This is a genomic window from Sphingobacterium zeae, from assembly GCF_030818895.1.
Classification (GTDB): domain Bacteria; phylum Bacteroidota; class Bacteroidia; order Sphingobacteriales; family Sphingobacteriaceae; genus Sphingobacterium; species Sphingobacterium zeae.
Genome location: NZ_JAUTBA010000001.1, coordinates 1,221,425 through 1,243,976, shown reverse-complemented (window position 1 = coordinate 1,243,976; position 22,552 = coordinate 1,221,425). Strand labels below are relative to the sequence as shown.

The 22,552-nt window shown below is 39.8% G+C and carries 20 protein-coding genes; 6 read left to right on the top strand and 14 right to left on the bottom strand.

All coding sequences use genetic code 11. The features are described 5' to 3' along the window. Positions 1-180 precede the first annotated feature (180 nt). Genes QE382_RS05035 through spt form a run of 5 tightly spaced genes read right to left on the bottom strand, consistent with a single transcriptional unit; the run spans position 181 to position 4,605 of the window. Positions 181-579 carry a GtrA family protein gene (locus tag QE382_RS05035; RefSeq protein ID WP_307184945.1) on the bottom strand — a complete coding sequence of 133 codons (399 nt, stop codon included), beginning with the start codon at positions 577-579 and terminating at the stop codon, positions 181-183. Between the two features lie 2 nt (positions 580-581). Beyond that, positions 582-1,274 carry a CDP-alcohol phosphatidyltransferase family protein gene (locus QE382_RS05030; protein ID WP_307184944.1) on the bottom strand — a complete coding sequence of 231 codons (693 nt, stop codon included), beginning with the start codon at positions 1,272-1,274 and terminating at the stop codon, positions 582-584. A gap of 9 nt (positions 1,275-1,283) precedes the next feature. Then, positions 1,284-2,276, bottom strand: a complete 993-nt coding sequence (locus QE382_RS05025; protein WP_307184943.1) for an NAD-dependent epimerase/dehydratase family protein — start codon at positions 2,274-2,276, stop codon at positions 1,284-1,286. After that, positions 2,273-3,394 carry a GNAT family N-acetyltransferase gene (locus QE382_RS05020; protein WP_293956745.1) on the bottom strand — a complete coding sequence of 374 codons (1,122 nt, stop codon included), beginning with the start codon at positions 3,392-3,394 and terminating at the stop codon, positions 2,273-2,275. The genes QE382_RS05025 and QE382_RS05020 overlap by 4 nt, the downstream gene beginning before the upstream one ends. 11 nt (positions 3,395-3,405) lie before the next feature. Beyond that, complete coding sequence (gene spt, locus QE382_RS05015) at positions 3,406-4,605, bottom strand: serine palmitoyltransferase (protein WP_293883857.1); 1,200 nt, start codon at positions 4,603-4,605, stop codon at positions 3,406-3,408. Between the two features lie 411 nt (positions 4,606-5,016). Here spt and smpB point away from each other — a divergent pair, with 411 nt between their 5' ends. Beyond that, positions 5,017-5,472, top strand: coding sequence for an SsrA-binding protein SmpB (gene smpB, locus QE382_RS05010; RefSeq protein WP_209580610.1), 456 nt, complete (start codon positions 5,017-5,019; stop codon positions 5,470-5,472). A 1-nt stretch (position 5,473) separates the two neighbouring features. Here the strand turns inward: smpB and QE382_RS05005 are convergent, their stop codons facing one another. Further along, complete coding sequence (locus tag QE382_RS05005; protein ID WP_307184942.1) at positions 5,474-6,376, bottom strand: AraC family transcriptional regulator; 903 nt, start codon at positions 6,374-6,376, stop codon at positions 5,474-5,476. 174 nt (positions 6,377-6,550) lie between these two features. Here QE382_RS05005 and QE382_RS05000 point away from each other — a divergent pair, with 174 nt between their 5' ends. Together QE382_RS05000 and QE382_RS04995 are read left to right on the top strand one after the other, a co-directional pair. Further along, on the top strand, positions 6,551-8,053 hold the full coding sequence (locus QE382_RS05000; protein WP_307184941.1) for an aldehyde dehydrogenase family protein: 1,503 nt from the start codon (positions 6,551-6,553) through the stop codon (positions 8,051-8,053). Between the two features lie 140 nt (positions 8,054-8,193). Beyond that, complete coding sequence (locus QE382_RS04995) at positions 8,194-8,568, top strand: DUF779 domain-containing protein (protein WP_307184940.1); 375 nt, start codon at positions 8,194-8,196, stop codon at positions 8,566-8,568. 159 nt (positions 8,569-8,727) lie between these two features. On the opposite strand, the gene QE382_RS04990 is transcribed toward QE382_RS04995, so the two are convergent. The 6 genes from QE382_RS04990 to QE382_RS04965 all read right to left on the bottom strand — a co-directional run bounded on the left by QE382_RS04990 (position 8,728) and on the right by QE382_RS04965 (position 15,153). Continuing rightward, positions 8,728-9,129, bottom strand: coding sequence for an acyl-CoA thioesterase (locus tag QE382_RS04990; protein WP_307184939.1), 402 nt, complete (start codon positions 9,127-9,129; stop codon positions 8,728-8,730). A gap of 68 nt (positions 9,130-9,197) precedes the next feature. Further along, complete coding sequence (locus tag QE382_RS04985) at positions 9,198-11,021, bottom strand: MutS-related protein (protein ID WP_307184938.1); 1,824 nt, start codon at positions 11,019-11,021, stop codon at positions 9,198-9,200. A 123-nt stretch (positions 11,022-11,144) separates the two neighbouring features. Next, the gene (locus QE382_RS04980) at positions 11,145-11,801 is read right to left on the bottom strand and encodes a protein-L-isoaspartate(D-aspartate) O-methyltransferase (RefSeq protein ID WP_307184937.1); all 657 of its coding nucleotides are present in this window, start codon (positions 11,799-11,801) and stop codon (positions 11,145-11,147) included. A 234-nt stretch (positions 11,802-12,035) separates the two neighbouring features. Then, positions 12,036-14,519 (bottom strand): replication restart helicase PriA, encoded by a 2,484-nt coding sequence (gene priA / locus QE382_RS04975; RefSeq protein ID WP_307184936.1) that lies wholly within the window; start codon positions 14,517-14,519, stop codon positions 12,036-12,038. 243 nt (positions 14,520-14,762) lie between these two features. Further along, positions 14,763-15,002 carry a DUF423 domain-containing protein gene (locus tag QE382_RS04970; RefSeq protein WP_307184935.1) on the bottom strand — a complete coding sequence of 80 codons (240 nt, stop codon included), beginning with the start codon at positions 15,000-15,002 and terminating at the stop codon, positions 14,763-14,765. Next, positions 14,959-15,153, bottom strand: a complete 195-nt coding sequence (locus tag QE382_RS04965; protein WP_307184934.1) for a DUF423 domain-containing protein — start codon at positions 15,151-15,153, stop codon at positions 14,959-14,961. Before QE382_RS04965 ends, QE382_RS04970 begins: the two co-directional genes overlap by 44 nt. 404 nt (positions 15,154-15,557) lie before the next feature. Here QE382_RS04965 and QE382_RS04960 point away from each other — a divergent pair, with 404 nt between their 5' ends. The 3 genes from QE382_RS04960 (at position 15,558) to QE382_RS04950 (ending at position 20,343) form a co-directional block, all read left to right on the top strand. Next, positions 15,558-17,996 carry a hypothetical protein gene (locus QE382_RS04960; protein ID WP_307184933.1) on the top strand — a complete coding sequence of 813 codons (2,439 nt, stop codon included), beginning with the start codon at positions 15,558-15,560 and terminating at the stop codon, positions 17,994-17,996. 320 nt (positions 17,997-18,316) lie between these two features. Further along, positions 18,317-19,327: a DHH family phosphoesterase gene (locus QE382_RS04955; RefSeq protein WP_307184932.1), complete on the top strand. Its 1,011-nt coding sequence runs from the start codon at positions 18,317-18,319 to the stop codon at positions 19,325-19,327. 23 nt (positions 19,328-19,350) lie between these two features. Continuing rightward, entirely contained in the window at positions 19,351-20,343 is a 993-nt protein-coding gene (locus QE382_RS04950) for an FKBP-type peptidyl-prolyl cis-trans isomerase (RefSeq protein WP_307184931.1), read from the top strand. 77 nt (positions 20,344-20,420) lie between these two features. Here the strand turns inward: QE382_RS04950 and QE382_RS04945 are convergent, their stop codons facing one another. Together QE382_RS04945 and QE382_RS04940 are read right to left on the bottom strand one after the other, a co-directional pair. Next, positions 20,421-21,584, bottom strand: a complete 1,164-nt coding sequence (locus tag QE382_RS04945; RefSeq protein WP_307184930.1) for an ABC transporter permease — start codon at positions 21,582-21,584, stop codon at positions 20,421-20,423. An 11-nt stretch (positions 21,585-21,595) separates the two neighbouring features. Further along, the gene (locus QE382_RS04940) at positions 21,596-22,552 is read right to left on the bottom strand and encodes an HlyD family secretion protein (protein ID WP_307184929.1); all 957 of its coding nucleotides are present in this window, start codon (positions 22,550-22,552) and stop codon (positions 21,596-21,598) included.

Genomic DNA, 22,552 nt, shown 5'->3' with positions numbered 1-22,552 from the left:
GCGCAATAATGCCACCGCCATCTCGCAGAGTGAGACTGCTCCCACAATAGGATCATTCAGAAAGCCAGCAAATATAAATCGCAGCTACGCCGCTCGCTTATCAGCGATCGAAAAAATAATAGAAATAGAAAAAAGATGAAAACGAGCTAGAACTGCTGAATTAGGAAATAAAGAAATAAATTAGTGCTTTTCATCCGTTTTAAAAACCCAAAAACGTTGAAGTGTATAGTTGAAACCCAAAGAAACGAGCAACTCTACAACAAGTTTTGAGAAAAGGAAATTTATATGATATACATCCACTAAAAAATGAATACCTGTAGACTTCAGTGCAATGCTACCACAAACAACAATTACAAATTTCCATAGTTGGCTTCCTACAGACTTTTGTGTGCTTCCAAACGACCAGTAGCGATTGATCAGAAAATTAATAATAGCTCCAAGGCTACCGCTAATAGCATTAGAAAAAGGAGCGCTGATATGAAGTAACTTATAACAAGCTGAGTATACCCCAAAATCAAACAATCCGCCTAAAAAGGCGGAAAGCTGGGCTTTTAAAAAAGTAATAAACTTGGAAGACATCGTTAAATATCCCCCTCCTGCTGTTTCTTCAATTTATCCTCTTTATCTTTTTCATCTCCCAATTTGAGAAGTAGGCGCGTATCATTCGCATTAATTATAAATAGTGCAATACAAATTACAAGTACGCACCAATTAATGGATCCAGGCATTAAGACTTCGAAGAGCATCACTAATGAAATAATCACTCGAATTTCAGTGGGCCCCAAAATTCCAGCGTCTATTGTATACTTATCCGTAATTCTATACCTAAGCTGAGAAATAATCATTGCCCAACCGTATAATGCAACCAATGAAAACCCCAGGTACTTGTAATCTCCTACAGTGTAAAGCACATATCCCAGTCCAATAAAAACCGTACTGATCCAATCCATTACAATATCCAACGCAAAACCGTACCAGCGGCGGGATTTATTTCGATAAAATGCGATCCGTCCATCCAATGAATCACCAAACCACTGCACAAAAAAACCAGGAATTCCTAAAAGTAAATAACGGATATCAACGTATTCGGCCAGTATAAAACTCCCCAATATCATTAACGAACCTAGAAATCCGATTGCTGTAAGTCCATCAGAAGTAATCCAATTTGGGATTCGGGGAACGAGATACGAAATAAGCTTTTGTTCGGGTTCACTTAAGATATTTGTTCGCTTTCTATCCTGAAAAAGCTTTTTATTTATTTTTAACTCACTCATTATCTGCTATTATAGCCATTTATTTTCTTTATACCAAGCCAATGCCTCCATTAAGCCTTTCTTCAAATCATATTTAGGTTGGTATTGTATGTAACGTTGGGCAGCAGAGATATCACAGCCCCAATTTTCCGCTGTAAGTTCATTTAGCCTTTCCGGATATAATACCGGTATTGCTTTAGATTTCCTATACAGAAGCTCAAAAAGAACGGCTATCGTTTTCACAAGCCCTAAAGGAATATGCATACGAAACATTCTCTTTTGGCTAAACTCTTTAAAAATTTTCGCCATCTCATAGCGGCTATATACCTGTCCGTCACTAAGGTTATACACCTGTTTCCCTCCCTGGTCAAAACGGCAGGCATGAATAATGGCCTGTATCAAGTCGGCAACATAAATGAAGCTAAGCTTCTGAGGCGAGCGGCCAACATAGGCATCCATACCTCCATTCATGGTTTTAAAAAGAATAAAAATATCCTTTTCACGGGGGCCATATACTGCAGTAGGCCGCAAAATTGTAATTGGATGATCTTTAAAGTCATTCAATACGAGTTCCGCTTTCTGCTTACTTCGTCCATATGCTGTAACTGGATGATAGGGATTATTTTCATCGATTAGCATTGCATCATAGCGAACGGGACCAATAGCGGCCAAACTACTAACAAAAACAAATCTTTTAATGCGATTTTTTAATGAAAAACAAGCCGATGCCAAATTTTTTGTATACCCAACATTGACCTTTTCAAGATCTTCTTCACGTTTGGCGCGGGTCATTGCAGCAGCATGAACTACAAAGGTATAGTTTTCTGCTTCCAACAATTCTCTGATAGATCCTTCATCAGAGAAATCCGGATAAACAAATTTATCTACAACGGAGCGAATTTCTGAAACATCACTTGACTTTCTCACCGCAGCATGAACTTCCATCCCTGCCGCCTTCGCTGCTCTTGTCAAATGATAGCCTACAAAACCACTCGCTCCGGTGATTAATATTTTTTCTATCATAATGATTTTTGATACAAACGATAACGTTTGTACAATTCTCCATTCATTTGCTCAATAGCGTGGTTCATCATATAATTGTGCTCCAACATCCATGAACATTCGGCCCCTTTAATATTGGAATCTTTAGATTCTTTTATAATTCGACCATACAAACATGCCTCAATACCTAGTTTACGGTAGTCTTCCAGCACCCCTAACATGAGTACGCGAAGCAAATTTATTTTTTTCCTTCCAAATAACAATTTAAAAATGCCCGTAGGAAGTAAACGTCCCCGCTTCACCTTGATCAGGATCTGGTTAATATCCGGTATGCCCAGACCAAAACCAACAAGCTCACCGTCTTTCTCAGCTACGATAGCAAACCGAGGATCGAGGATCATTTTTAGATCCTTGGCTGTATAATTAAACTCGTCTTCAGTCATGGGAACAAATCCCGAATTTTTATCCCATGCTCTATTGTAAATATCACGAACTCTCGCCGCCTCATTTTTAAAATCTTTCACATTGAACTGACGCAAGGTGATCCCAGATCTTTTCAGACGCTCCTCCAACCTATCCAAAAGCAATACAGAACGCTTATCAGCAGATTTCTCCATCACCAAATAAGCGCGTAAGTCTACTTTATGACCATAGCCTGAATTGGTAATTAGATCGATGTAATAGGGTGAATTATACGGCATCATAGCTACCGGTGGCATATCAAAGCCTTCAACCAATAAACCTACAGTGTCATTGGTCGATAAGTTAATCGGCCCCACAATCGTATCACCACCTTTTGCTTTAACCCATTTTTCTGCTGTTTCAAACAATGCATTTGCGACCTCCTGATCATCTATACAATCGAAAAATCCCCATTGCCCCTCATTCACATGATTAAAGGCGTTATGGTTGTTATTCCAGATTGCACAAATGCGGCCAACAATTTTATCGTTACGATAAGCTAGAAAAGGTTGTGCTTGAGAATGTTTATAAAAAGGATGCTTGTCAGGGGAAAGCAAATCGTTTTGTTCAAGAAATAAGGCCGGTACATAATTAGGATTTCCCTCATAGAGACTATGAGGGAAATCTATAAACAGCCGTCTTTGTTTCTTCGTTTCAACGGGTATAATCTGAATCATACGATTAGATTTTATATTAATGTTTCAACTTCAGCTTGTTTGAATACTTTAACCATCTTTTCAATAGCCTCGTCGATTTGGTCATAAGTATGCGTCGCCATCAATGAAAAACGGATCAAAGACTCTTCAGCAGGAACTGCCGGAGAAACAACTGGATTGACAAACACGCCATCATCTTGGAGCATTTTTGTTACCCAGAACGTTTTTTCATTGCTACGAATAAAGATTGGTAAAATTGGACTTTCCGTCGCACCTAGATCAAATCCATGATCCAGTAACTGTGCTTTGGCATAATCTGTATTTTTCCATAATTTTTCAATGTGCTCTGGCTCATTCTGAATAATTTCCAATGCTTTCAATGTTGAAGCTACAGAAGCTGGAGTCATTGAAGCACTGAACATCACCGAGCGTGCATTATGTTTTAAGAAATCAATTACATCGGCATCGCCAGCTACAAATCCACCTAAAGATGCTAAAGATTTACTAAAGGTACCCATGATCAAATCCACATCGTCATTAAGCCCAAAATGCGAAGCCGTACCCGCTCCTTTGTGACCAATAACGCCTAAACTATGTGCATCATCAACCATTACTGCCGCATCAAACTCATTGGCAATAGCAGTAAGTTCAGGTAAATTAACAATATCACCTTCCATACTAAAGATACCATCCGTACAAATTAACTTCGCACTATCCTCAGGTAGGCGAGATAACTTTGCACGCAAATCCTCCATATTGTTGTGACCGTATTTAATTACCTTAGAAAAAGACAATCGACTACCGTCAATAATAGAGGCATGGTCGCGTTCATCTAATAAAATATAATCATTACGCCCCATGAGACATGACAAAGGGCCAAGATTTGATTGAAATCCTGTACTAAAAAGAATAGCAGCTTCTTTACCTACATAAGCAGATAATTTTTCTTCCAGTTCTACGTGAATATCCAACGTACCGTTTAGGAAACGAGATCCAGCACATCCAGTACCATACTTTTCCAAAGCGTCTTGCGCTGCTTTTATAATACGTGCATCAGTCGTTAACCCTAAATAAGAGTTAGAACCAAACATCAATACACGTCTACCATCGATTTTTACCTCGGTATCTTGTTTTGATTGAATAGGTCTAAAATAGGCATATAAGCCTTTAGCTTTCAACTCCTCAACAATCTTAAATTGCGATATTTTTTCGCCTAACTTTCCTTTACTCATGCGATAAAAAGGTATTTCTAAAACTATTTCTAACTTTTAGATGTTATTGTAACAAACAAAATTATCGAACTGGACTTTTATATAAAAAACTCGGCCTCCGATGAAAAATCTGCTATATCCACAATGTAAGCTAAAATTCTACGTTGTATATATTCACAATAATTCCAAAAAAACGTTGCAAACATACGAAAACATAATCTGACTTTCACTTAAATTTAGTCATATTTTTAAGACATCGTCCAAAACAGTTAATTTTATTTTAATACTCCGCTAACATCCCTCCACATAATTCTACTTTAAAATAAGACAATTTTAATAATTATATTTGCGAACTTTAAATTATCCTATAATTAGTTACATTTAGGTTCATTGCAATAGCAATGGTGTAGACTTACTAATATACAACAATATATGGCTTTATCTTCAGATATCAATATAAAAAATAAAAAAGCTTCTTTTGAATATCACCTACTAGACAAGTACATAGCAGGAATTCGCCTATTGGGAACAGAAATAAAATCCATTCGTGAAGGCAAGGCAAATATTAACGATAGTTTCTGCAGTTTTTTTGAAGACGGACTCTATATTCGTAACATGCACATTGCCGAATACTCCATGGGTTCTTTCTATAATCATGAGGCAAAACGGGACCGTCAGCTGCTGCTGACAAAAAGAGAATTAAAAAAATTGAAAGAGAAAGGGGAAGAACGTGGTTTTACCATTGTCCCTTTACGCATTTTTATCAGTCCGCGTGGTTTTGCTAAAGTCGAAATTGCGTTGGCACAGGGGAAAAAGGATTTTGACAAACGGGAAAACATTAAAGAAAGAGATGTCAAGCGTGAACTTGACCGTGTAATGAAATTTTAGGTTAACGCGCCAGGACATATGCGCCTGGCGTAATGCCCACTCTACTTTTAAAAAGCCGAACAAAATAGTTGACATCGTTAAACCCGGCACCATAGCAAGACTCCTTTACATTGCGGGTTAGCAAAAGCATCTTTTTTGCTACCTCAATACGCTGTTGGATCACATACTCCATAGGACTCAGTCCTAGCTCGCGGTTAAACATCCGCGTTAGGCTCGCCTTACTCATGTGAGCAGTACGTTCCAGCAGTGCCATTGTGATTTTCTCCGTAATATGCTTCTGAATAAACTCCTGCAAATGTAGCAGAATCTTGTTGGGCGATTGCCCAATTTTCAATGCTATCGATGACTGGGACTGCAATAACCGAATTGTAAGTTCTTTAAAAGCGAGATCGGCGAGCACATCTTTTAACGGATTTTCGCTGATAATGATCTGAAATAACTTGTTCACCAAATCGGCAAGCTCCGTAGAATTATAGAGGTGAAAAAGATCGGGATCAATACGCCACTGATTGACCTGCTCTTTGGGATAAAATTCATTCAAATAGTCCAAAACTGCCGCTATCTTTTCTTTATGAATTGTCAAAGCAGTACACTGCGTAGGCTTTTCTAAAGTTGCTTCAGGAAAATCGATGTGCATGCCAACAAGCGCGGGCAATACCATCATCTGCCCCGGCAGATAATCAAAAGCCTTTATATTATCCAAATGCATGATCTTCTTCCCTTGGATCATATTAATCATAACCAGATCATCGAAACACAGCGGTACATGTTCCGAAACTCGATACGTTTCGTAGATGTTAAGCTCCAGGCTATCTAACGTGAATGCGCGACGGTTTTCCACTAATGTACTCAACTCCCGAGCCTGAGAAAATGGCAATGTATGAATTAAAGTCCTGTCTCCCATGATGTACCAATTAAATAAAATGGCTTTAGATCAAATATAACAAAAAAAATGAAACGTCAGTTTTCACCTATTTGAAACAATCGTGCTATGTTTTGGATCGATACTGCTACGGGATTGAATAATTGCTGGCTAACTTTGATAAGAAGGGATTAAAAATAATTAAAAATAAACCATATGAGCGCAATTAAAAGGCCATCGTTCAAAGAACGATATGACAACTACATTGGTGGTAAATTCGTCGCACCAGTACAAGGAAAATATTTTGATAACATCTCACCAGTAGACGGAAAGGTATTTACGCAAGTTGCCCATTCCACAAAAGAAGATCTGGATCTAGCTGTTGATACTGCTGCTAAAGCCTTTGAAACTTGGGGAAAGACTTCAGCTACTGAACGGAGCATCATCCTAAATAAAATCGCCGACCGTATTGAAGCTAATCTAGAATATATCGCTGCCGTTGAGACCATAGACAACGGTAAGGCGGTACGCGAAACGCTAAATGCTGACATCCCATTAGCAATTGACCATTTTCGATATTTTGCGGGTGTAATACGAGCTGAGGAAGGTTCCATAAGTGAACTGGACAGTAACACCGTGTCCTTGATTGTACACGAACCAATCGGGGTAGTTGCACAGATCATTCCATGGAATTTCCCGATTCTAATGGCGGTATGGAAACTAGCTCCAGCGCTTGCCGCAGGGAATACCGTTGTACTAAAACCCGCTGAAAGCACACCGGCATCTATTCTTATCCTGATGGAAATAATTGGTGATTTGATTCCCTCCGGAGTGGTTAATATCGTCAACGGTTTCGGTGCGGAACTTGGTCGCTCCTTAGTCACCAACCCAAAGGTTTCCAAAGCCGCATTCACGGGATCCACAGCAACAGGCCGTTTGGTGATGCAGTATGCCACTGAAAACATCATTCCAGTAACGCTCGAACTAGGCGGAAAGTCCCCTAATATTTTCTTTAGTTCGGTGATGGATGCCGATGACGCATTTTTGGATAAAGCGATAGAAGGCGCAGTGCTATTTGCACTCAACCAAGGAGAGATTTGTACATGTCCTTCACGTTTATTGGTACAGGAAGATATCTACGATAGATTTATAGCTAAAGTCGTTGATCGGGTCAATCAGATCAAAGTCGGAGACCCATTAGATCCATCAACCATGATGGGCGCTCAGGCATCAAAAATCCAAAAAGACAAGATCATGTCCTACATTAAACTAGGCAAAGAAGAAGGAGCAGAAGTCTTGACCGGTGGCGATGAAAACAACGTTGGCGAGGGCTTTGAAGACGGCTATTACATTAAGCCAACCCTATTCAAAGGCAATAATAAAATGCGGATTTTCCAGGAAGAAATATTTGGACCAGTACTGGCGGTCACTACTTTCAAAGATGAGGAGGAAGCAATTGCCATCGCCAACGATACGATGTATGGACTGGGAGCTGGTGTATGGACCCGAGATGCGCATCAGCTTTATCAGATTCCACGTGCTATTCAGGCGGGCCGTGTTTGGGTAAATCAATATCATTCCTACCCTGCTGGAGCTCCGTTTGGTGGATACAAACAGTCAGGTATCGGAAGGGAAAATCATAAAATGATGCTTGCACACTATAGACAGGCTAAAAACATGCTGATTTCCTACAGTAAAGAAAAACTTGGTTTCTTCTAACAGAAGTTTAAGAGTAAGCTAACGCCGTACCAGGTGGTAACGTCAAACGCCATGCTGCCTGGTACGCTTTAAACAATCAATCGATCTTTTGCACTAAATTTGATAGGGGCTAATTAAAAAAAACATGATCCAATTTTATTATGATAAATAGACTAGACGTTACGGATAAAGCAAAAGATCTTATTCATGAACTTGAAGCTAAACATGGTAAATTAATGTTCTACCAAGCAGGAGGTTGCTGTGAGGGTACTCAACCACAGTGCTTTGAAGAAGAGGGGTACTTCCCCCGTACAAATGACGCCATGATCGGACTGGCGGAAGGCTATGAATTCTGGGTTGATCGCGATCTCTTTGAATACTGGAAACATGCCCATTTCACGTTAGACGTACTGGATGGATTTGGCCCGGGGGGCTTCTCGCTGGAAACGCCACTTGGTAAAACATTCAAAGTCCACTACAGACTGTTTACATCAGAAGAGCTCAATAATTTAAGCCCCGTCAAGAGAAACGAATAAAAAAATACGTAAATCCATAGAATCACAACCCTATCGGAGACGACAATCGAAATTCTTAGACCGATCTCTCCACAAAAAAGGACCTTAATGACGGTCCTTTTTCCATGTTATAAATTTTCAGAATTTTCGTCTCCTACCTTAAAAAAGAGCCATCAAATTCTATTCAATATCCAAACCTTCAAGTACCGGAATTGGCTGCTTATTTTCATCCAGGGCAACGAATGTAAAAACACCTTCTATTGCCAACTCTCTCCCCTCCTTGTACATATGCTCCAAAAATATCTCGACCTTCACCTTTAAGCTGGTCCGGCCTACATGTTGAACTCTTGCGATAGCTTCTATAATACTTCCAGAGGGAATAGCTTTATTAAAGTCTATACGATCCGTTGATACAGTGACCAACGTTTTGCGACAAAATCGTGTTGCAGCCATAAACGACACTTCATCCATAATGGACATGGCCTTGCCGCCGAATAAAGTATCGTGATGATTCGTCAAAAACGGAAACACAGTGGTACAAACATGTGTTTCAGACAAATCAATACGTTCTTGTAAAGTCATTTATTGTTTTGTTTAGTATATTTAAGCCGACACAAATGTAAATTAATCTCATCTCAGTTGAGTCATTTTTATTCTATATTTTCGTTGATATCCACACCGATACCCTTCAATAAGAGCGACGCATTGAATATCTTGCACTCGCCAATCTTCAGCTTATAGTCAAATAGCATCTGACCTTCATCAACACGAATATCAAAATGATAATTTTTGATATCTCTAGGAAATTCCTCCTGTAAACTAGACAGCTGTAAGTCGTGTGTTGCCACCATACCTTTACCATTTAACCGCACCAATTTCTTTATGATTGCCCGCGAACCGAGGTATTTATCCACCGAATTTGTACCCCGTAACATCTCATCAATCAGAAAAAAGCTATCGCTGTGTAGCGACACAGTATCTAATATGAATTTCATCCGATTCAGTTCCGCCTTAAAGGTAGACGTACTTTCATTCAGATTATCTTTGATCCGCATATAGGATATCAGTTTGTAAATCGGCAGCTGAAAAGCTGTTGCTGCAACAGCCGCCCCAGCATAGGCCAAAATAGCATTTATGCCCACAGTACGCAGAAAGGTACTTTTACCAGCCATGTTGGATCCTGTTACCAAAGCAATTCGATGATCCATACTGTTATAATCATTGGCGACTACCTGATTGATCGGAATCAAGGGATGATATAATCCTTGGGCATTGATCTTATCTTGCAATGGGTTATCCAAAATTATCGGATCAATATAGGTCGGATGATTTCGCTTCCAAATGGCAAGACTGGTTACCGCCTCTACCTTTGCCAAAGTATCGAATGAATTTAAAATTTCATGCTCATATTTATTCTTCCAGTCAACAATTGCCAATACCTGCCTAAAATCCCAAAGCAGAAATAAATTAAAAAAAACACCAACAAAGATATTATTGCGGGCATCCAGATTGTTAATGAGACCTGCAAGCTTTTTAAATGCAAGGGAAATGGAATCAGCACCTTGATGCTGTTTAAGTTCCCCGGCGATTCCCAGCATGGAAGAGGACTTCCACTCCTTGCGTTCAATCGATTGAATCGCTTCGGCATAGGAGCCTAGCACACCACCGATCTTGTCTATTCGAGAGGAAAACAGCCCCACACTTCCCGCTTTGGCTAGTGCCCAAAGGATATGGAACAAGCCCAATAATGTTGCAATTCCAGCCAACTTTGGAACAAAAAAACTTCCGGCTAAAGCAAGTAAAAATAGAATAGGACCTGCTTTGATGTAGAAACGCATAAAACCGTTGCCGAATTGAAAATTACGATCCTGAAAGTAATTTGTCAAGAAAGCCTTGATGTCCAGTTTATGGTTCAGGTTTGCCAAAAGTTTAGCCTGAAAATCCCAAATCCACTCCGATTCGCTTTCCAGTTCCTGAGTCGCTTCCTGATTAAGCAGAATCTGATATTTTTGAAGCGGTTTATCCAGCCATGATGCCAAAAGATCGATGCCCTGTTTTGTGGTTGCACGATTTATCTGAGCAAATAAAGCATAGGATCCAAAGACATCCATATCAGCACTATACGGATGAGCACCATCTTCAAAATGCTGGCCATGATCATACATATTTGACTTTCCTTCTGCCATAGCCTGCTCGTTTGCCAAAACCTTAAGATAAGCTTCAAAATAGTTTTTCTGAAGTTCCAGCTTGCTCTGCTTCCGCACGAGATAAGCGAACAAAAATAACAATGCAAAAAAAGAGAAAAAGACCAAAGGCAGGCTTTCGAGCTGAAAGGTATAAAATAATAATGCTCCTCCTCCCACGATTACAAATAGGCGCGACAAACTTAATGTATTGACTTGCTTATTTAACTTGAGCACGGTTAAAGCTATTTCTTGATACTTCTGATCATATAATATTGATGTTGGAGTCATAACGCGAATATTTAGTCTTTCACTTCATTTTAATTTAATCGAGGATCTTTTCTATTTTTTATAAAAGGAGGGGCCATAGTCGCTGAGACCTTGGAGATGCATATTTAAACAGGTTGAATAGCTTTACCAAGCTTGGTCTCCCACCAAAGGAACAAAACGAAAAGTATCCAGTTCGATACGGTCAAAATCATTTTCACCAACCCGGATAATGGTGACCATTTTTTGCGACTTTTCATCGCCGACAGGGATTACAAAAATTCCGCCCATTTTCAATTGCTTTAACATCACCTCGGGCACAAATGGTGCGCCCGCGGTCACGATAATCTTGTCATAAGGAGCGTGCTCTTCCATTCCCTTAGAACCATCCCCCAAAAAGAAATAAGGTTTATAGCCCATGTAGGGCAGTACCTGAATGGTTCGATGGTACAGATTTTCTTGGCGCTCGATGGTATACACTTCAGCACCAAGTTCCAGTAGAATACAGGTTTGGTATCCAGATCCCGTCCCGATTTCCAATACTTTATCGCCTTTTTTCACGTGGAGTAATTCGGACTGATAAGCAACGGTATAAGGCTGTGAAATTGTCTGCCCATCACCAATTGGAAATGCAATATCCCGATAGGCCTGATTCCAGAATGTCTCATCAAAGAAGAAATGACGTGGTACTTTTCCAATGGCATCTAATACTTTCTGGTCCGCAATGCCCCGGCTTTTTAGATGTTCAACCAATTTCTTACGAGCACCTTTCTCTCGATAATTATCAATAAACTTATACGCCATGATGTTTCAAATTTACCTTTTAAAAGGCATATTCAGCAGAATTAATCACAAATAACTCAATACCAACACGGTACACATTTATAACTCAATTTACTTTATTTTCCAAATCACCAGACCTTATACCCAGTGTACGTTGACCGTTCGAATTGGACAGCAAACAAAACGATAGGCGCATGTGATTTAAGTTTACAAAGAACGCTCGTTTTTGCAAGTTAATGCGGGCAATAGCTGGCGCTAATAGGGATCCACATCGACCTGAACACGTACGCCCGTATTGCTTTTATCTATTTCAAAATCCAGCAGAACCGAACGGATCAATTCCTTGACCTTTGCAATACTAATATTTGTACGTTCTATCTTTAAGGTGATGGTCTGGATAAAATTATTGCGCACGCGTGAAACCAATGGTGGTTCCGGCCCTAATACCCTCGCTCCCAGCTGTTGGCGCAATGCTGAGGCAAAACGATTGGCCGAATCATAGCATTTTTGAAAATCAGCATGCTTAATATCAATTCGGATGAGACGGTAAAAAGGTGGATAAAGATAATTTTTTCGTTCTGTAATTTCAGTCATAAACATATCGTCATAATCGTTATTAACTACCTGCTCAAGCACTCTGTGCTTGGTTGTATAACTTTGGATAATCACCCGTCCGCCAGCTTCACGACGACCAGCCCGGCCTGCAACTTGTGAAAACAGTGAAAAAGCACGCTCATAGGAACGAAAATCAGGAAAGTTGATAATGGTATCCGCGTTAATAACACCAATCAGACTTACCCTTCCAAAATCGAGCCCTTTAGCTACCATTTGCGTTCCAATAAGCACGTCGAATTCATGCTCATCAAATGCTGTGATAATTTTATCAAATCCATATTTGCCTTTTGTGGAATCCAGATCCAACCGGCCGATGCGAATTTCCGGCATCAGAAGCTCAAGCTCTTCCTCCACCCGTTCTGTACCGAATCCTTTGCTTTCAATATGTGGCATTCCGCAGGCTGGACATACCCGCAAAGGTGGTTCCACATGACCGCAATAATGACAGTGCATCATATTGGAACTCTTATGATAGGTTAAGCTGACATCACAGTTGACACATTTTGCGACAAATCCACAGGTATTACATTGAATCATGGTCGTATGTCCACGTCTATTTTGAAATAAAATAATCTGCTCCTTATTTTTTACAGCTTCATCAATGGCCTTGAGTAAAGTACCTGAAAAATAGGAAAACATATTTTCCTTTCTTCCTTCTTCGGGGATATTTACCAGCTCAATACTTGGCAACTGCGCATTCCCGTATCGTTCTAGCAGTTGCACAAAACCGTACTTCTTCGCTTTGGCATTATAATAACTTTCCAAAGAAGGTGTGGCTGATCCCAAAAGTACCTTGGTCTGATGTAGGAATCCGAGGTAAATGGCCGTATCCCGAGCATGGTACCGAGGAGCCGGATCGAATTGCTTATAGGAATTTTCGTGTTCTTCATCGACGATGATAATGCCCAGGTCCTGAAAAGGCAAAAAGACAGATGAACGCGCCCCAATCACCACCTGAAACTCATTTTTCATCACTTTATGCCATACCTCGGCACGTTCATTATCATTAAATTTGGAGTGATAAACGCCCAGTTTATCGCCAAAATGCAACTTTAAGCGAGCAGTAATCTGCGCTGTAAGCGCAATTTCGGGCAATAGATACAAGGCTGATTTTCCCGCAGCGACTGCTTGTTCTATCAGCCGGATATAAATTTGTGTTTTTCCTGAAGCAGTCACTCCATGTAACAGCGTCACTTCCTTATCCTCAAATGACTTCTTGATTTCATCATAAGCGCGTTGCTGATTTTCATTAAATTGAAAATTGGCATCCAATTCGATATCTTCTCCCTGAAACCGGGAGACAACCTTCTCTCTGATTTCAAAAACGCCTTTGTCAATCAAAGCCGTAATAGCGCCGTTGCCGCAGCCTGAGGCCTCGGTTAACATCGGCCGTGTAATCTCCTCCGTTTTTTTAACAAGTTGCATAAATGCCAATACCGCATCTTGCTGTTTTGGCGCACGATTTAGACTATCCAGCAGCGCTCTTTTGGCATCTTCATTTTTAAAATCAGGAGCCAAACGTAAAAATGCTTTGGTCTTAGGTTTATATCGCTCGGTAATCTCTTCAGAAATCAATACTATTCCCTTGTCAAATAACTGCTTCAAAATAGGAAAAACAGTTTTTTGCCCCAGCAATTTCACAATATCATTCACCTTAAGTTCGCCAGCCACCTCCAGTGCTTCAATGATAAGATACTCCTTATCTGAGAGTGTAGAACGATTAAACTCATTAGCAATCGAAGGAACCACTTTGGTCTCACTGGCCAGCTTCAATGCTGCGGGGAGCGCTGCCTGCATCACTTCACCTAAGCTACACATATAATAATCGGCAAGCCAATCCCAAAGCTTGAACTGAGCCAAATTGACGATCGGATGTTCATCGATAATGTCCAAAATATATTTTGCTTCATAGTGCTTTGGTGCTTCCCGGCTAATGGACTTAACAAGCGCTGAATAGATTTTATTTCTTCCAAACTGCACAATAACCCGTACTCCTAGCTGCACACGATCGTTCCAGTCGGCTGGAATACGATAGGTATATGTTCTTGCTAATGCTAGTGGTAAGACCACATCAACAAACAGCGTATCTCTTTCACTAAAAATCGTAGATTGCGGATTGGACATAAATTCAAATTATGGTATAAAAGTACAAAAAAACCTTCACGAAAAGATATCGAACAACTCTAGCGATGATCAAAACCTACATCTTTTACTACTGTCGTATTGGCGAAATCACAACAAAAAAAACAATACATTCACCATGTAATTATAACCTAAAAGAGCCTTCCCCAAATCTATCCGGGAAGGCTCCTTATATTTTAGATATACGAATCGATCTGTATCGATTGATGCAATTAGCAAATGAAATTATGACTTGTTCTTCAGTGCCGCAATAAATAACGCTACCCAACCGATGATAAACGAAAGACCTCCTAAAGGTGTAATAGGGCCCAAAATCGATGGATTACCAACACCTGTTATTTCTCGTACACTTAAAATATACAAGGATCCCGAAAAAAATAGAATACCAATGAGAAAAGCAATAAAGGATACTTTAATCGAATTATGTCTTGGCCCGGGAAAAAGTGGATAAAAATAACAAAGCAAAGGTATGATAGAAATGATACTGATTGGCCGTTTTCCAAGTTTCAATATGATATGTACTTACCTTTCCTTCTAGACCATGAGCACCAAAGGCACCTAATATTACAGCTAACGCTCCCAACAAAGAAGCGGCTAAAATGATTTTCTTATTCATTATGTTGATTGAATGCTGAAAATGAGTTTCTAGCGATAAATGTATTAAAAACCGATCAAAATAAGGAATTTTTTGTTAAATTTATATGTTAAAGAGGTATTATTGGAACGATTATCTGTCTCTTCCCATATATTTTTATTAGGTTTGTTTCTACGTATGGGTGTTCATGAGCATCATGCTGCTCACCGAGTTATTGAAAGACGTACAATGATTTTATCTCCATGAGAAACATTGGCTTCATGAATACTTCATCGCCATTAAAAATTCGAGTTTAACGTATGCTATTGCCTGCGGAAATAGCTTACTCATACATATTTGTTCTGATTAAATTTACATTAATCATATCGACGGTAAGTTAGCAACGATATAAGTCAATTGATCAGCCATAGAAAAAAATAAAAAGGATGAAAAAAACAATCATCATCACTGTGATATTATTCATCGCGGTCATCGCGGCCACGATCTACCTTTTCGGAGATTTTAATAAAAATAACAAACAAGATTCTAAAGCCTTACAATACCTTCCCGAAAATACATTAGCTATTGCTTCCTTTACAAATGATCAAACGGTGGATACGATCTTTAACGACTATGAACTTTTTAAAGCAATTATTGGCCAGCAGAATTTCAGTCACCTCAAACGCCTGAAAGAAGATTTATTGCAGAATGATCAGCTTGCACCACTAGTAGATGGACAGCAGATACTACTCTCTTTTCACCAGGAAAAAGAGCAAATTACACCTTTGTATAGCGTCCAGGTGGGGCAAAGTCTAGATGATAAGACCTTGGCAACATTACTTGGCAACGTGGGGAAAAATTATAAAATACAACCCTTTGATACCCTAGGGCACCGATTTTATGGGCTTAACCAAGGCACTAAAGACAGTACACTTTATTGCTCCTATTTTCACGAAATTATTTTTGCCAGCTATTCCAAAAAAGTACTCGCTCAGATCTTCGACAAAAATGTTAAGAAAATAAATACAAAACAGATTGAGTTTTTTGTCAACCACAACAATAAAAACACTCCCCTAAGTCTCTATTTTTTCAATGAACAGCTATCTCAGTTTGCCCGAATATTGATGAAATCAAAATTCGGCAATTATCTAGGCCTAATAGATTCGCTGAAAGGACAAACTTCCTGGAACATGAATTTTAAAAAGGATGCATTTATTTTTAAAGGTGAAACTGCGCTTACGGACAGCAAAAATAGCTACCTACAGTTATTTGCCACGCAGACCGCTCAGGTGCAGGCGTTGGGTAATTATCTTCCTAAAAATGCAGCATCTTATATCGACTTCAGCATTTCAGATCCTCATAGTTTTCGCAGTGGATTGAAAGCTTTGTTCTTACAACAAAAAGAAGACAGCCGATTAGCAAAGAGCATAAAAAACTTTGAAGACGACAGCCAAGTATCATTTGACAGTATCATCGCACCCATATTCAACGATGAATTTGCTCTTGCAGAGTTGGACAACCAGGATGCGATCGGTTTGATCAGCATTTCAGATTCGACACAATTTGCAGATAACCTCAAAAAATTCAGTACTGCTGTTGGCGATTCGATCTATCAATTTAAATATTCGAATCTTTTATATGCACTCTTTGGCGAACCGTTCAAGAGTTTTAACCGCCCCTATTTCACCGTTGTTGACAATATAATGGTGATAGCCAGCCGAACGGGGATTTTGAGAGACTATCGGGAATCTTTCCGGGAAAAGCAATTTCTGTCGGGAACGGCGATTTTCAAAAATCATGCAGCATTACAGAACAGTCGTAGTAATGTGACATTTTATTTAGAACCTAAAGCTGGTAAGAGCACTATTTTGAATAACTTAAAAACCGAGTTTGCAAAGAATTTTAGAGATGAGGAGGAATATGGCTTTCAGAATTTTTATTCGTGGTCCTATCAACTTAGCGGCAATCAAGGCTCATTTTCCTCCAGTTTATATGCCCTCTATAAAAGCGATACGCGATTGGGGGGCAAACCTGAGTGGGCGGTGCAGCTCGAAAGCCGGATTATTAATAAGCCTTGGATCTTCGATCAAGATGGAAAGAACAAATTTATCCTGATTCAAGAACAAGATCATACCGTACACGCCTTCTCTCCGGATGGAAAAGAACTGTGGCAAAACCTCTTTCAAGGTGAAATTTTGGGCGAGCCTATACAGTTACAGGATCTCAGTATTATCGCCGTAACAAAAAACCGATTGTACCGCTTTATGCCCGACGGGAAAAATATGACCGGTTTTTCGGTTGAACTACCGTCGAAAGCAACCTACGGGGCCACGCTCGCTAACTTCAATAAAGAACAACGCATTTACATTCCAGCGACAGATCGAATCTTGGCGTATACCTTAGCTGGTAAAAAAGTAGAAGGCTTTGAAAACAATTCTGTGGATGGCCGAATTATATTTGATTTAAAAACCACCACCTTGGGCCAGACAAATTACATCATTGCAGGTACAAGCACAGCTTCGGTCTATTTCTTCGATCAAAACGGTAAAATTATACATAAAAAGACATTGGATACGGATGGGGAAAGTGTTAAGAATCCAATTGGTTTAATGGCTGCATCTGACGAAAAAAATTCCTTCATTTATTTAGCAGACAATAAAGGCAGCATTTTCAAAGTACCGTTTGAGGGTGATGCAAAAAAAATTAAATTAGGCGATTGGAGCAGAGATGCTTTCTTCAATTTCGAAGATATTAGCGGTGGTGCTGACAGAGACTTTGTCATACTGTCCAAAAACAAGCTGAATGCATATAGCGCGAGAGACTCTTCTTCCTACTTTGAATATAAATTTTATCGAAGATGCCAGCAACAGACCCTTGTTTTTTAAACGAATAGGAAAATCTGATATCATAGGGGTTGGTACCGACAACCGCATGATTTATGTTTTTGGGTCCGATGGTTTAGTCCAGGAGGGATTCCCAGTAGAAGGCTTCTCGAAGTTCTATTATGGACCGATTAACTATGGCGACAATGCCAATTATTTAATCTGTATGAAGCGCGATTTCAAAGTCTATGTATATAAGTTTTAAAACACTGTAAATCAATTTTTTAAAATAACCCTCAAATGCAATAAGGTGTGAAAAGATCTTTAGAAAAAATTTGTCTAATCTAATTTTTTTATAGTAGGTTTGCAGACTTAATATGACTATGCTGAAATCAGAAGAATTAAAAGAATTATTGGCTAAACCAAAACGCATTGTAATTACAACGCACTACAAACCAGATGGAGACGCATTAGGCTCATCGTTAGGTTTATATTTTTGGTTGGTCGCAAAAGGACACCACGTAAATCTGATTGTGCCTTCAGACTTTCCTGCCTTTTTGGATTGGTTGCCAGGCTTAGAAAATGTACAAATTTATACGCAAAATATGGATCTGCACAATCAACAGATTGATGCGGCTGAATTTATTTTCTGCTTAGATTTTAATGGCCTTGCGCGGATTCACGATATGGCCGAACCCATTCGCCAAGCGAAAGGAATCAAATGCATGATTGATCATCATTTAGATCCGGAAGGATTTGAAGACTACGCCTTTTGGGATCCATCTGCAGCAGCGACAGCACAATTGATCTACCGCTTCTTAACGTATGAGATGCAAGATTCGGAACATATCAGTGCAGACATGGCGACCTGCCTTTATACGGGTATCATGACCGACACCGGTTCATTCCGCTTTCGTTCTACCACCGCCGAAATCCACCGTATTATAGCAACCCTCATCGATTGTGGTGCGCGAAACTGGGCGATCCACGAAGAGATTTACAATAGTTCCTCTGAAGGCCGTCTTAAATTCTTAGGTTTTTGCTTACTTAATCGATTGGAAGTCATTCATGAATATAATACGGCCATTATCCATGTGACAAAAGCGGACCTCACGCAGTTCGAAGTAATCACAGGTGATACGGAAGGATTGGTCAACTATGCACTCTCTATTAAAGGAATTCGATTGGCCGCGTTAATTATTGACAGAAATGAACAAATTAAACTATCTTTGCGTTCGATTGGAGAAGTTCCTTGCAATGAGATCTGTAAACTATATTTCAATGGGGGGGGGCATCTTAATGCTTCAGGGGGCAATTCGAAAGAAAGCTTAGAAGCGGTAGTGGCCAAATTCAGATCGGTTTTACCAAATTATAAAGAAATATTAACAAAATAAGATATAGTAACATACATTAGAAAATGAAGAAAGCAATTCTATTTTTCGCGGCTGCCGGTCTTTTGATGACGTCATGCCAAAAATTCAAAAAGGCTGAAGGTGGTCTTGAGTATAAAATCGTGGATGATAATGCAAAAGAAAAAGCGGTATCTGGCGATTTATTAGCACTTGACATGGTTGTGAAAACGGACAGAGATTCTACAATGCAAAGTACGTATGACATGGGAGTCCCTCAGATCGTTCAATTATATCCAGATAGTATTATTGCAAAAAACCCAGGTGACCCTACAGGTTTATTCAAATACGTAGGTGAAGGCGATAGCTTGGTATTCAAAATCAATTTGGATTCTATGGCGGCTAAAACTCATCAACCAAAACCAGAATTCGCGGATAAATTCATCATTTACTCCATAAAGGTCAAAAAACATTTCAAAAAAGGAAAGTTGACCGATCAACAATTGGGTGAACAAGTTCAGAAATACTTTGAAGAAGAATTGAACAAGCATAAAGCTGCTGAGCCTGCAAAATTGGAGAAATACATCAAGGATAAAAACTTAAAAACAACAAAAACAGCTTCAGGTCTTCAATATGTAATTACAAAACCCGGAACAGGAGCAAATGCGAAAGTAGGAGATTCTGTCCACGTAAACTACGTAGGTTCATTGACCACTGGAAAAGTATTTGATACAAACCTTCCTGATGTAGCTAAAAAAGAGAAAATCTTCAATGCACAACGTCCTTACGAAGCATTAAAATTCCAATTAGGTGTTGACGGCGTGATCCCAGGTTGGACTGAAGCTTTTCAATTGTTTAACAAGGGAACGAAAGCAACTTTAGTTATCCCTTCATCTTTGGCTTACGGCGATCGCCCTTCAGGTGTTATCCCTCCATATGCTCCTTTAGTATTTGAAGTAGAAGTATTGGATATCAAACCTGGAAAAGTTCCAGCGCCTACAGCAACAACTCCTGGTATGGTAGCACCTACAGGAACAACTGCTCCAGCGACGAAAAAGTAATTTAACAGTATATTTTAGTACAACAAAAAAGCGGTTTCAACTTAATGAAACCGCTTTTTTGTTGTACCATTATTTTTTTATGATTTAATCGTCCTTTTAATTTTCTTTATTTTCATCCACAGGATGACTACAGCCAACATAAAGCTAATGATCATAATGATGGTCAATGAAACAAGTGCTTTATTGGTGTGGTAATTTTCAGCATGCTGTATAAATAGCAATCTAAAGATCCGGAGATAATGTGTAGACGGAATAACATTGGCAATCGCCTGCACCCATTCTGGCATCAGGCTGGATGGCCAGGTAAATCCGCTCAGGATAAAAGCGGGCGTTGCAATCACCATAAGAACTTCTGTCGATTTCAGCTGCGAAGGCAGTAGTATACTAACCAGTACACCAATAAAACAGACAGCAAGCAAAAATATACCTGTACACAGCACAAATCGGCCGAAATCAGCTTGCAAAGGCATACGGTAGTACTGACCAAATCCCCAATATAGAATCAAAATACCGACAGACATCAATATATAAGGTAAAATCTTTACAAGAATAAGTCCGACAGGATTACCGATTTTACGCACAAGGTCCGGAAACGTGTTACCTTCAAATTCTGACGAAAAAGACAAAGCCAAGCCAAGGAGCAATACCTGTTGCAAGACCGTAATTAAAACCCCCGGCAGCATAAAATAAAGATAGTTGCCGCTTCGAATATTTTGCTTCACAAAGGTTGTTTTAAAAGGTTCATATTGTTGAGCAGCGATCTTGGCAGGAACACCTCGCTTCATCTGTGCCTGAATTTGGATTCCCGCCTTAAGTGTTGAAGCACAAACATTCACCGCCATCATCGCCGTGTTGGAGGTCAATGTATTGGCTCCATCAACAAAAACAGTCATTTCGGGCAACCTGCCTTGCTGTACTCCAGAAGCAAAGCCTTTGGGAATATATACAATGGTTGTTGCTTCGTACTGCATGGCGATATCTTTGGAATCAAAAAGAGAAGGCAATACACGGGCAACGTCAATACTCTCATTGTCGGAAAGCATATCAATGAAGGAACTGCTTAAGGGACTATTATCTTCATCGACAACAATGATCGGCATCTCCGTCACTTTGCCCTGTTGATAGACATGCCCCACCAAGATGCCGTACAAAACTGGCGCACCGAGGAAAAGCATCAACAGCACTTTGTTATTGAAGAAAAGTTTAAACTCCCTTTGGATTAATTCTATAAATTTTTTCACATTCAATCCCTTTAATTCGCATGGAGAACCACAAGCGTTTTGGTTAATAAATCTTTAGCGCCAGCACTATCCTCAGGAACAATCTTTAGCTCAAACACAGCCTGTTGCGGATCAAAATCAGGGTAGGCAGAGGCAATGCTCGCATAAGAATTTAACGCCTTAATACTGATCACCTTCGCTTTAACTTTTTTGTGGTTCAAATAAGGGATGTCCACTTCTACAGCAGCACCTTTTTGAAATTTTCCAATTTGGTTTTCAGGCAATGTGAACCTAAAATAGGTTGTTTGATCAAGAGAGCCATTAATAATCGGATAACCTGCCATCGCCAGTTCACCAACTTTCAGATTAATGGTCTCCACGCTCATAGCTTGTGGGGCAATGATATATTTTTCCCCCGCAGCAACCTTCACTTCAGACACCGCTCCGAGCGCACGTTCCTTCTGTCCCAAAGCCATAAGCTGCTGTTCCTTTCTAGCTCCCCCTTTAGCTTCGGCTAATTCAGCCTGAGCAGCGAGATACTGATTTTTAGCCCCTTGATATTTTGCATAGGTTTCATCATATTTTTGTTGTGGAATCAGGCTATCCTGCAAAAGTGCATCTAATCGACCTATCGACTTCCTTGCAAACTCATATTGTTCCCTCAAACCATCAACTTTTGCCTGAAGTTGTGTCAATTGCCCTTTTGTAGCTCCTTTGATGGCCATGTTATATTGTGCATCGGCAGATTGCAGCGCACCTTTTGCCTGTTCCTCTTTCGCATCTACCTCGGGGATACTCAAAATGGCCAACGTATCCCCTGTATGGACAAAATCCCCCTCTTCAACCAGCAGCTTTGCAATTTTTCCTGGAACTTTAGTCACAACTGTTACCTGCTCACGCTCCACCTTCCCCTCAATGGGCTTCTCTTTGTCTTGATTTGCACAAGAAACTAGGATAAACAGCAATAATATCCCATATAAATTCTTCAT

Bases quoted from the DNA above. Each gene is read 5' to 3' on its own strand.
- QE382_RS05035 (WP_307184945.1), bottom strand. From the start codon at position 579: ATGTCTTCCAAGTTTATTACTTTTTTAAAAGCCCAGCTTTCCGCCTTT.
- QE382_RS05030 (WP_307184944.1), bottom strand. From the start codon at position 1,274: ATGAGTGAGTTAAAAATAAATAAAAAGCTTTTTCAGGATAGAAAGCGA.
- QE382_RS05025 (WP_307184943.1), bottom strand. From the start codon at position 2,276: ATGATAGAAAAAATATTAATCACCGGAGCGAGTGGTTTTGTAGGCTAT.
- QE382_RS05020 (WP_293956745.1), bottom strand. From the start codon at position 3,394: ATGATTCAGATTATACCCGTTGAAACGAAGAAACAAAGACGGCTGTTT.
- spt (WP_293883857.1), bottom strand. From the start codon at position 4,605: ATGAGTAAAGGAAAGTTAGGCGAAAAAATATCGCAATTTAAGATTGTT.
- smpB (WP_209580610.1), top strand. From the start codon at position 5,017: ATGGCTTTATCTTCAGATATCAATATAAAAAATAAAAAAGCTTCTTTT.
- QE382_RS05005 (WP_307184942.1), bottom strand. From the start codon at position 6,376: ATGGGAGACAGGACTTTAATTCATACATTGCCATTTTCTCAGGCTCGG.
- QE382_RS05000 (WP_307184941.1), top strand. From the start codon at position 6,551: ATGAGCGCAATTAAAAGGCCATCGTTCAAAGAACGATATGACAACTAC.
- QE382_RS04995 (WP_307184940.1), top strand. From the start codon at position 8,194: ATGATAAATAGACTAGACGTTACGGATAAAGCAAAAGATCTTATTCAT.
- QE382_RS04990 (WP_307184939.1), bottom strand. From the start codon at position 9,129: ATGACTTTACAAGAACGTATTGATTTGTCTGAAACACATGTTTGTACC.
- QE382_RS04985 (WP_307184938.1), bottom strand. From the start codon at position 11,021: ATGACTCCAACATCAATATTATATGATCAGAAGTATCAAGAAATAGCT.
- QE382_RS04980 (WP_307184937.1), bottom strand. From the start codon at position 11,801: ATGGCGTATAAGTTTATTGATAATTATCGAGAGAAAGGTGCTCGTAAG.
- priA (WP_307184936.1), bottom strand. From the start codon at position 14,519: ATGTCCAATCCGCAATCTACGATTTTTAGTGAAAGAGATACGCTGTTT.
- QE382_RS04965 (WP_307184934.1), bottom strand. From the start codon at position 15,153: ATGAATAAGAAAATCATTTTAGCCGCTTCTTTGTTGGGAGCGTTAGCT.
- QE382_RS04960 (WP_307184933.1), top strand. From the start codon at position 15,558: ATGAAAAAAACAATCATCATCACTGTGATATTATTCATCGCGGTCATC.
- QE382_RS04955 (WP_307184932.1), top strand. From the start codon at position 18,317: ATGCTGAAATCAGAAGAATTAAAAGAATTATTGGCTAAACCAAAACGC.
- QE382_RS04950 (WP_307184931.1), top strand. From the start codon at position 19,351: ATGAAGAAAGCAATTCTATTTTTCGCGGCTGCCGGTCTTTTGATGACG.
- QE382_RS04940 (WP_307184929.1), bottom strand. From the start codon at position 22,552: ATGAAGAATTTATATGGGATATTATTGCTGTTTATCCTAGTTTCTTGT.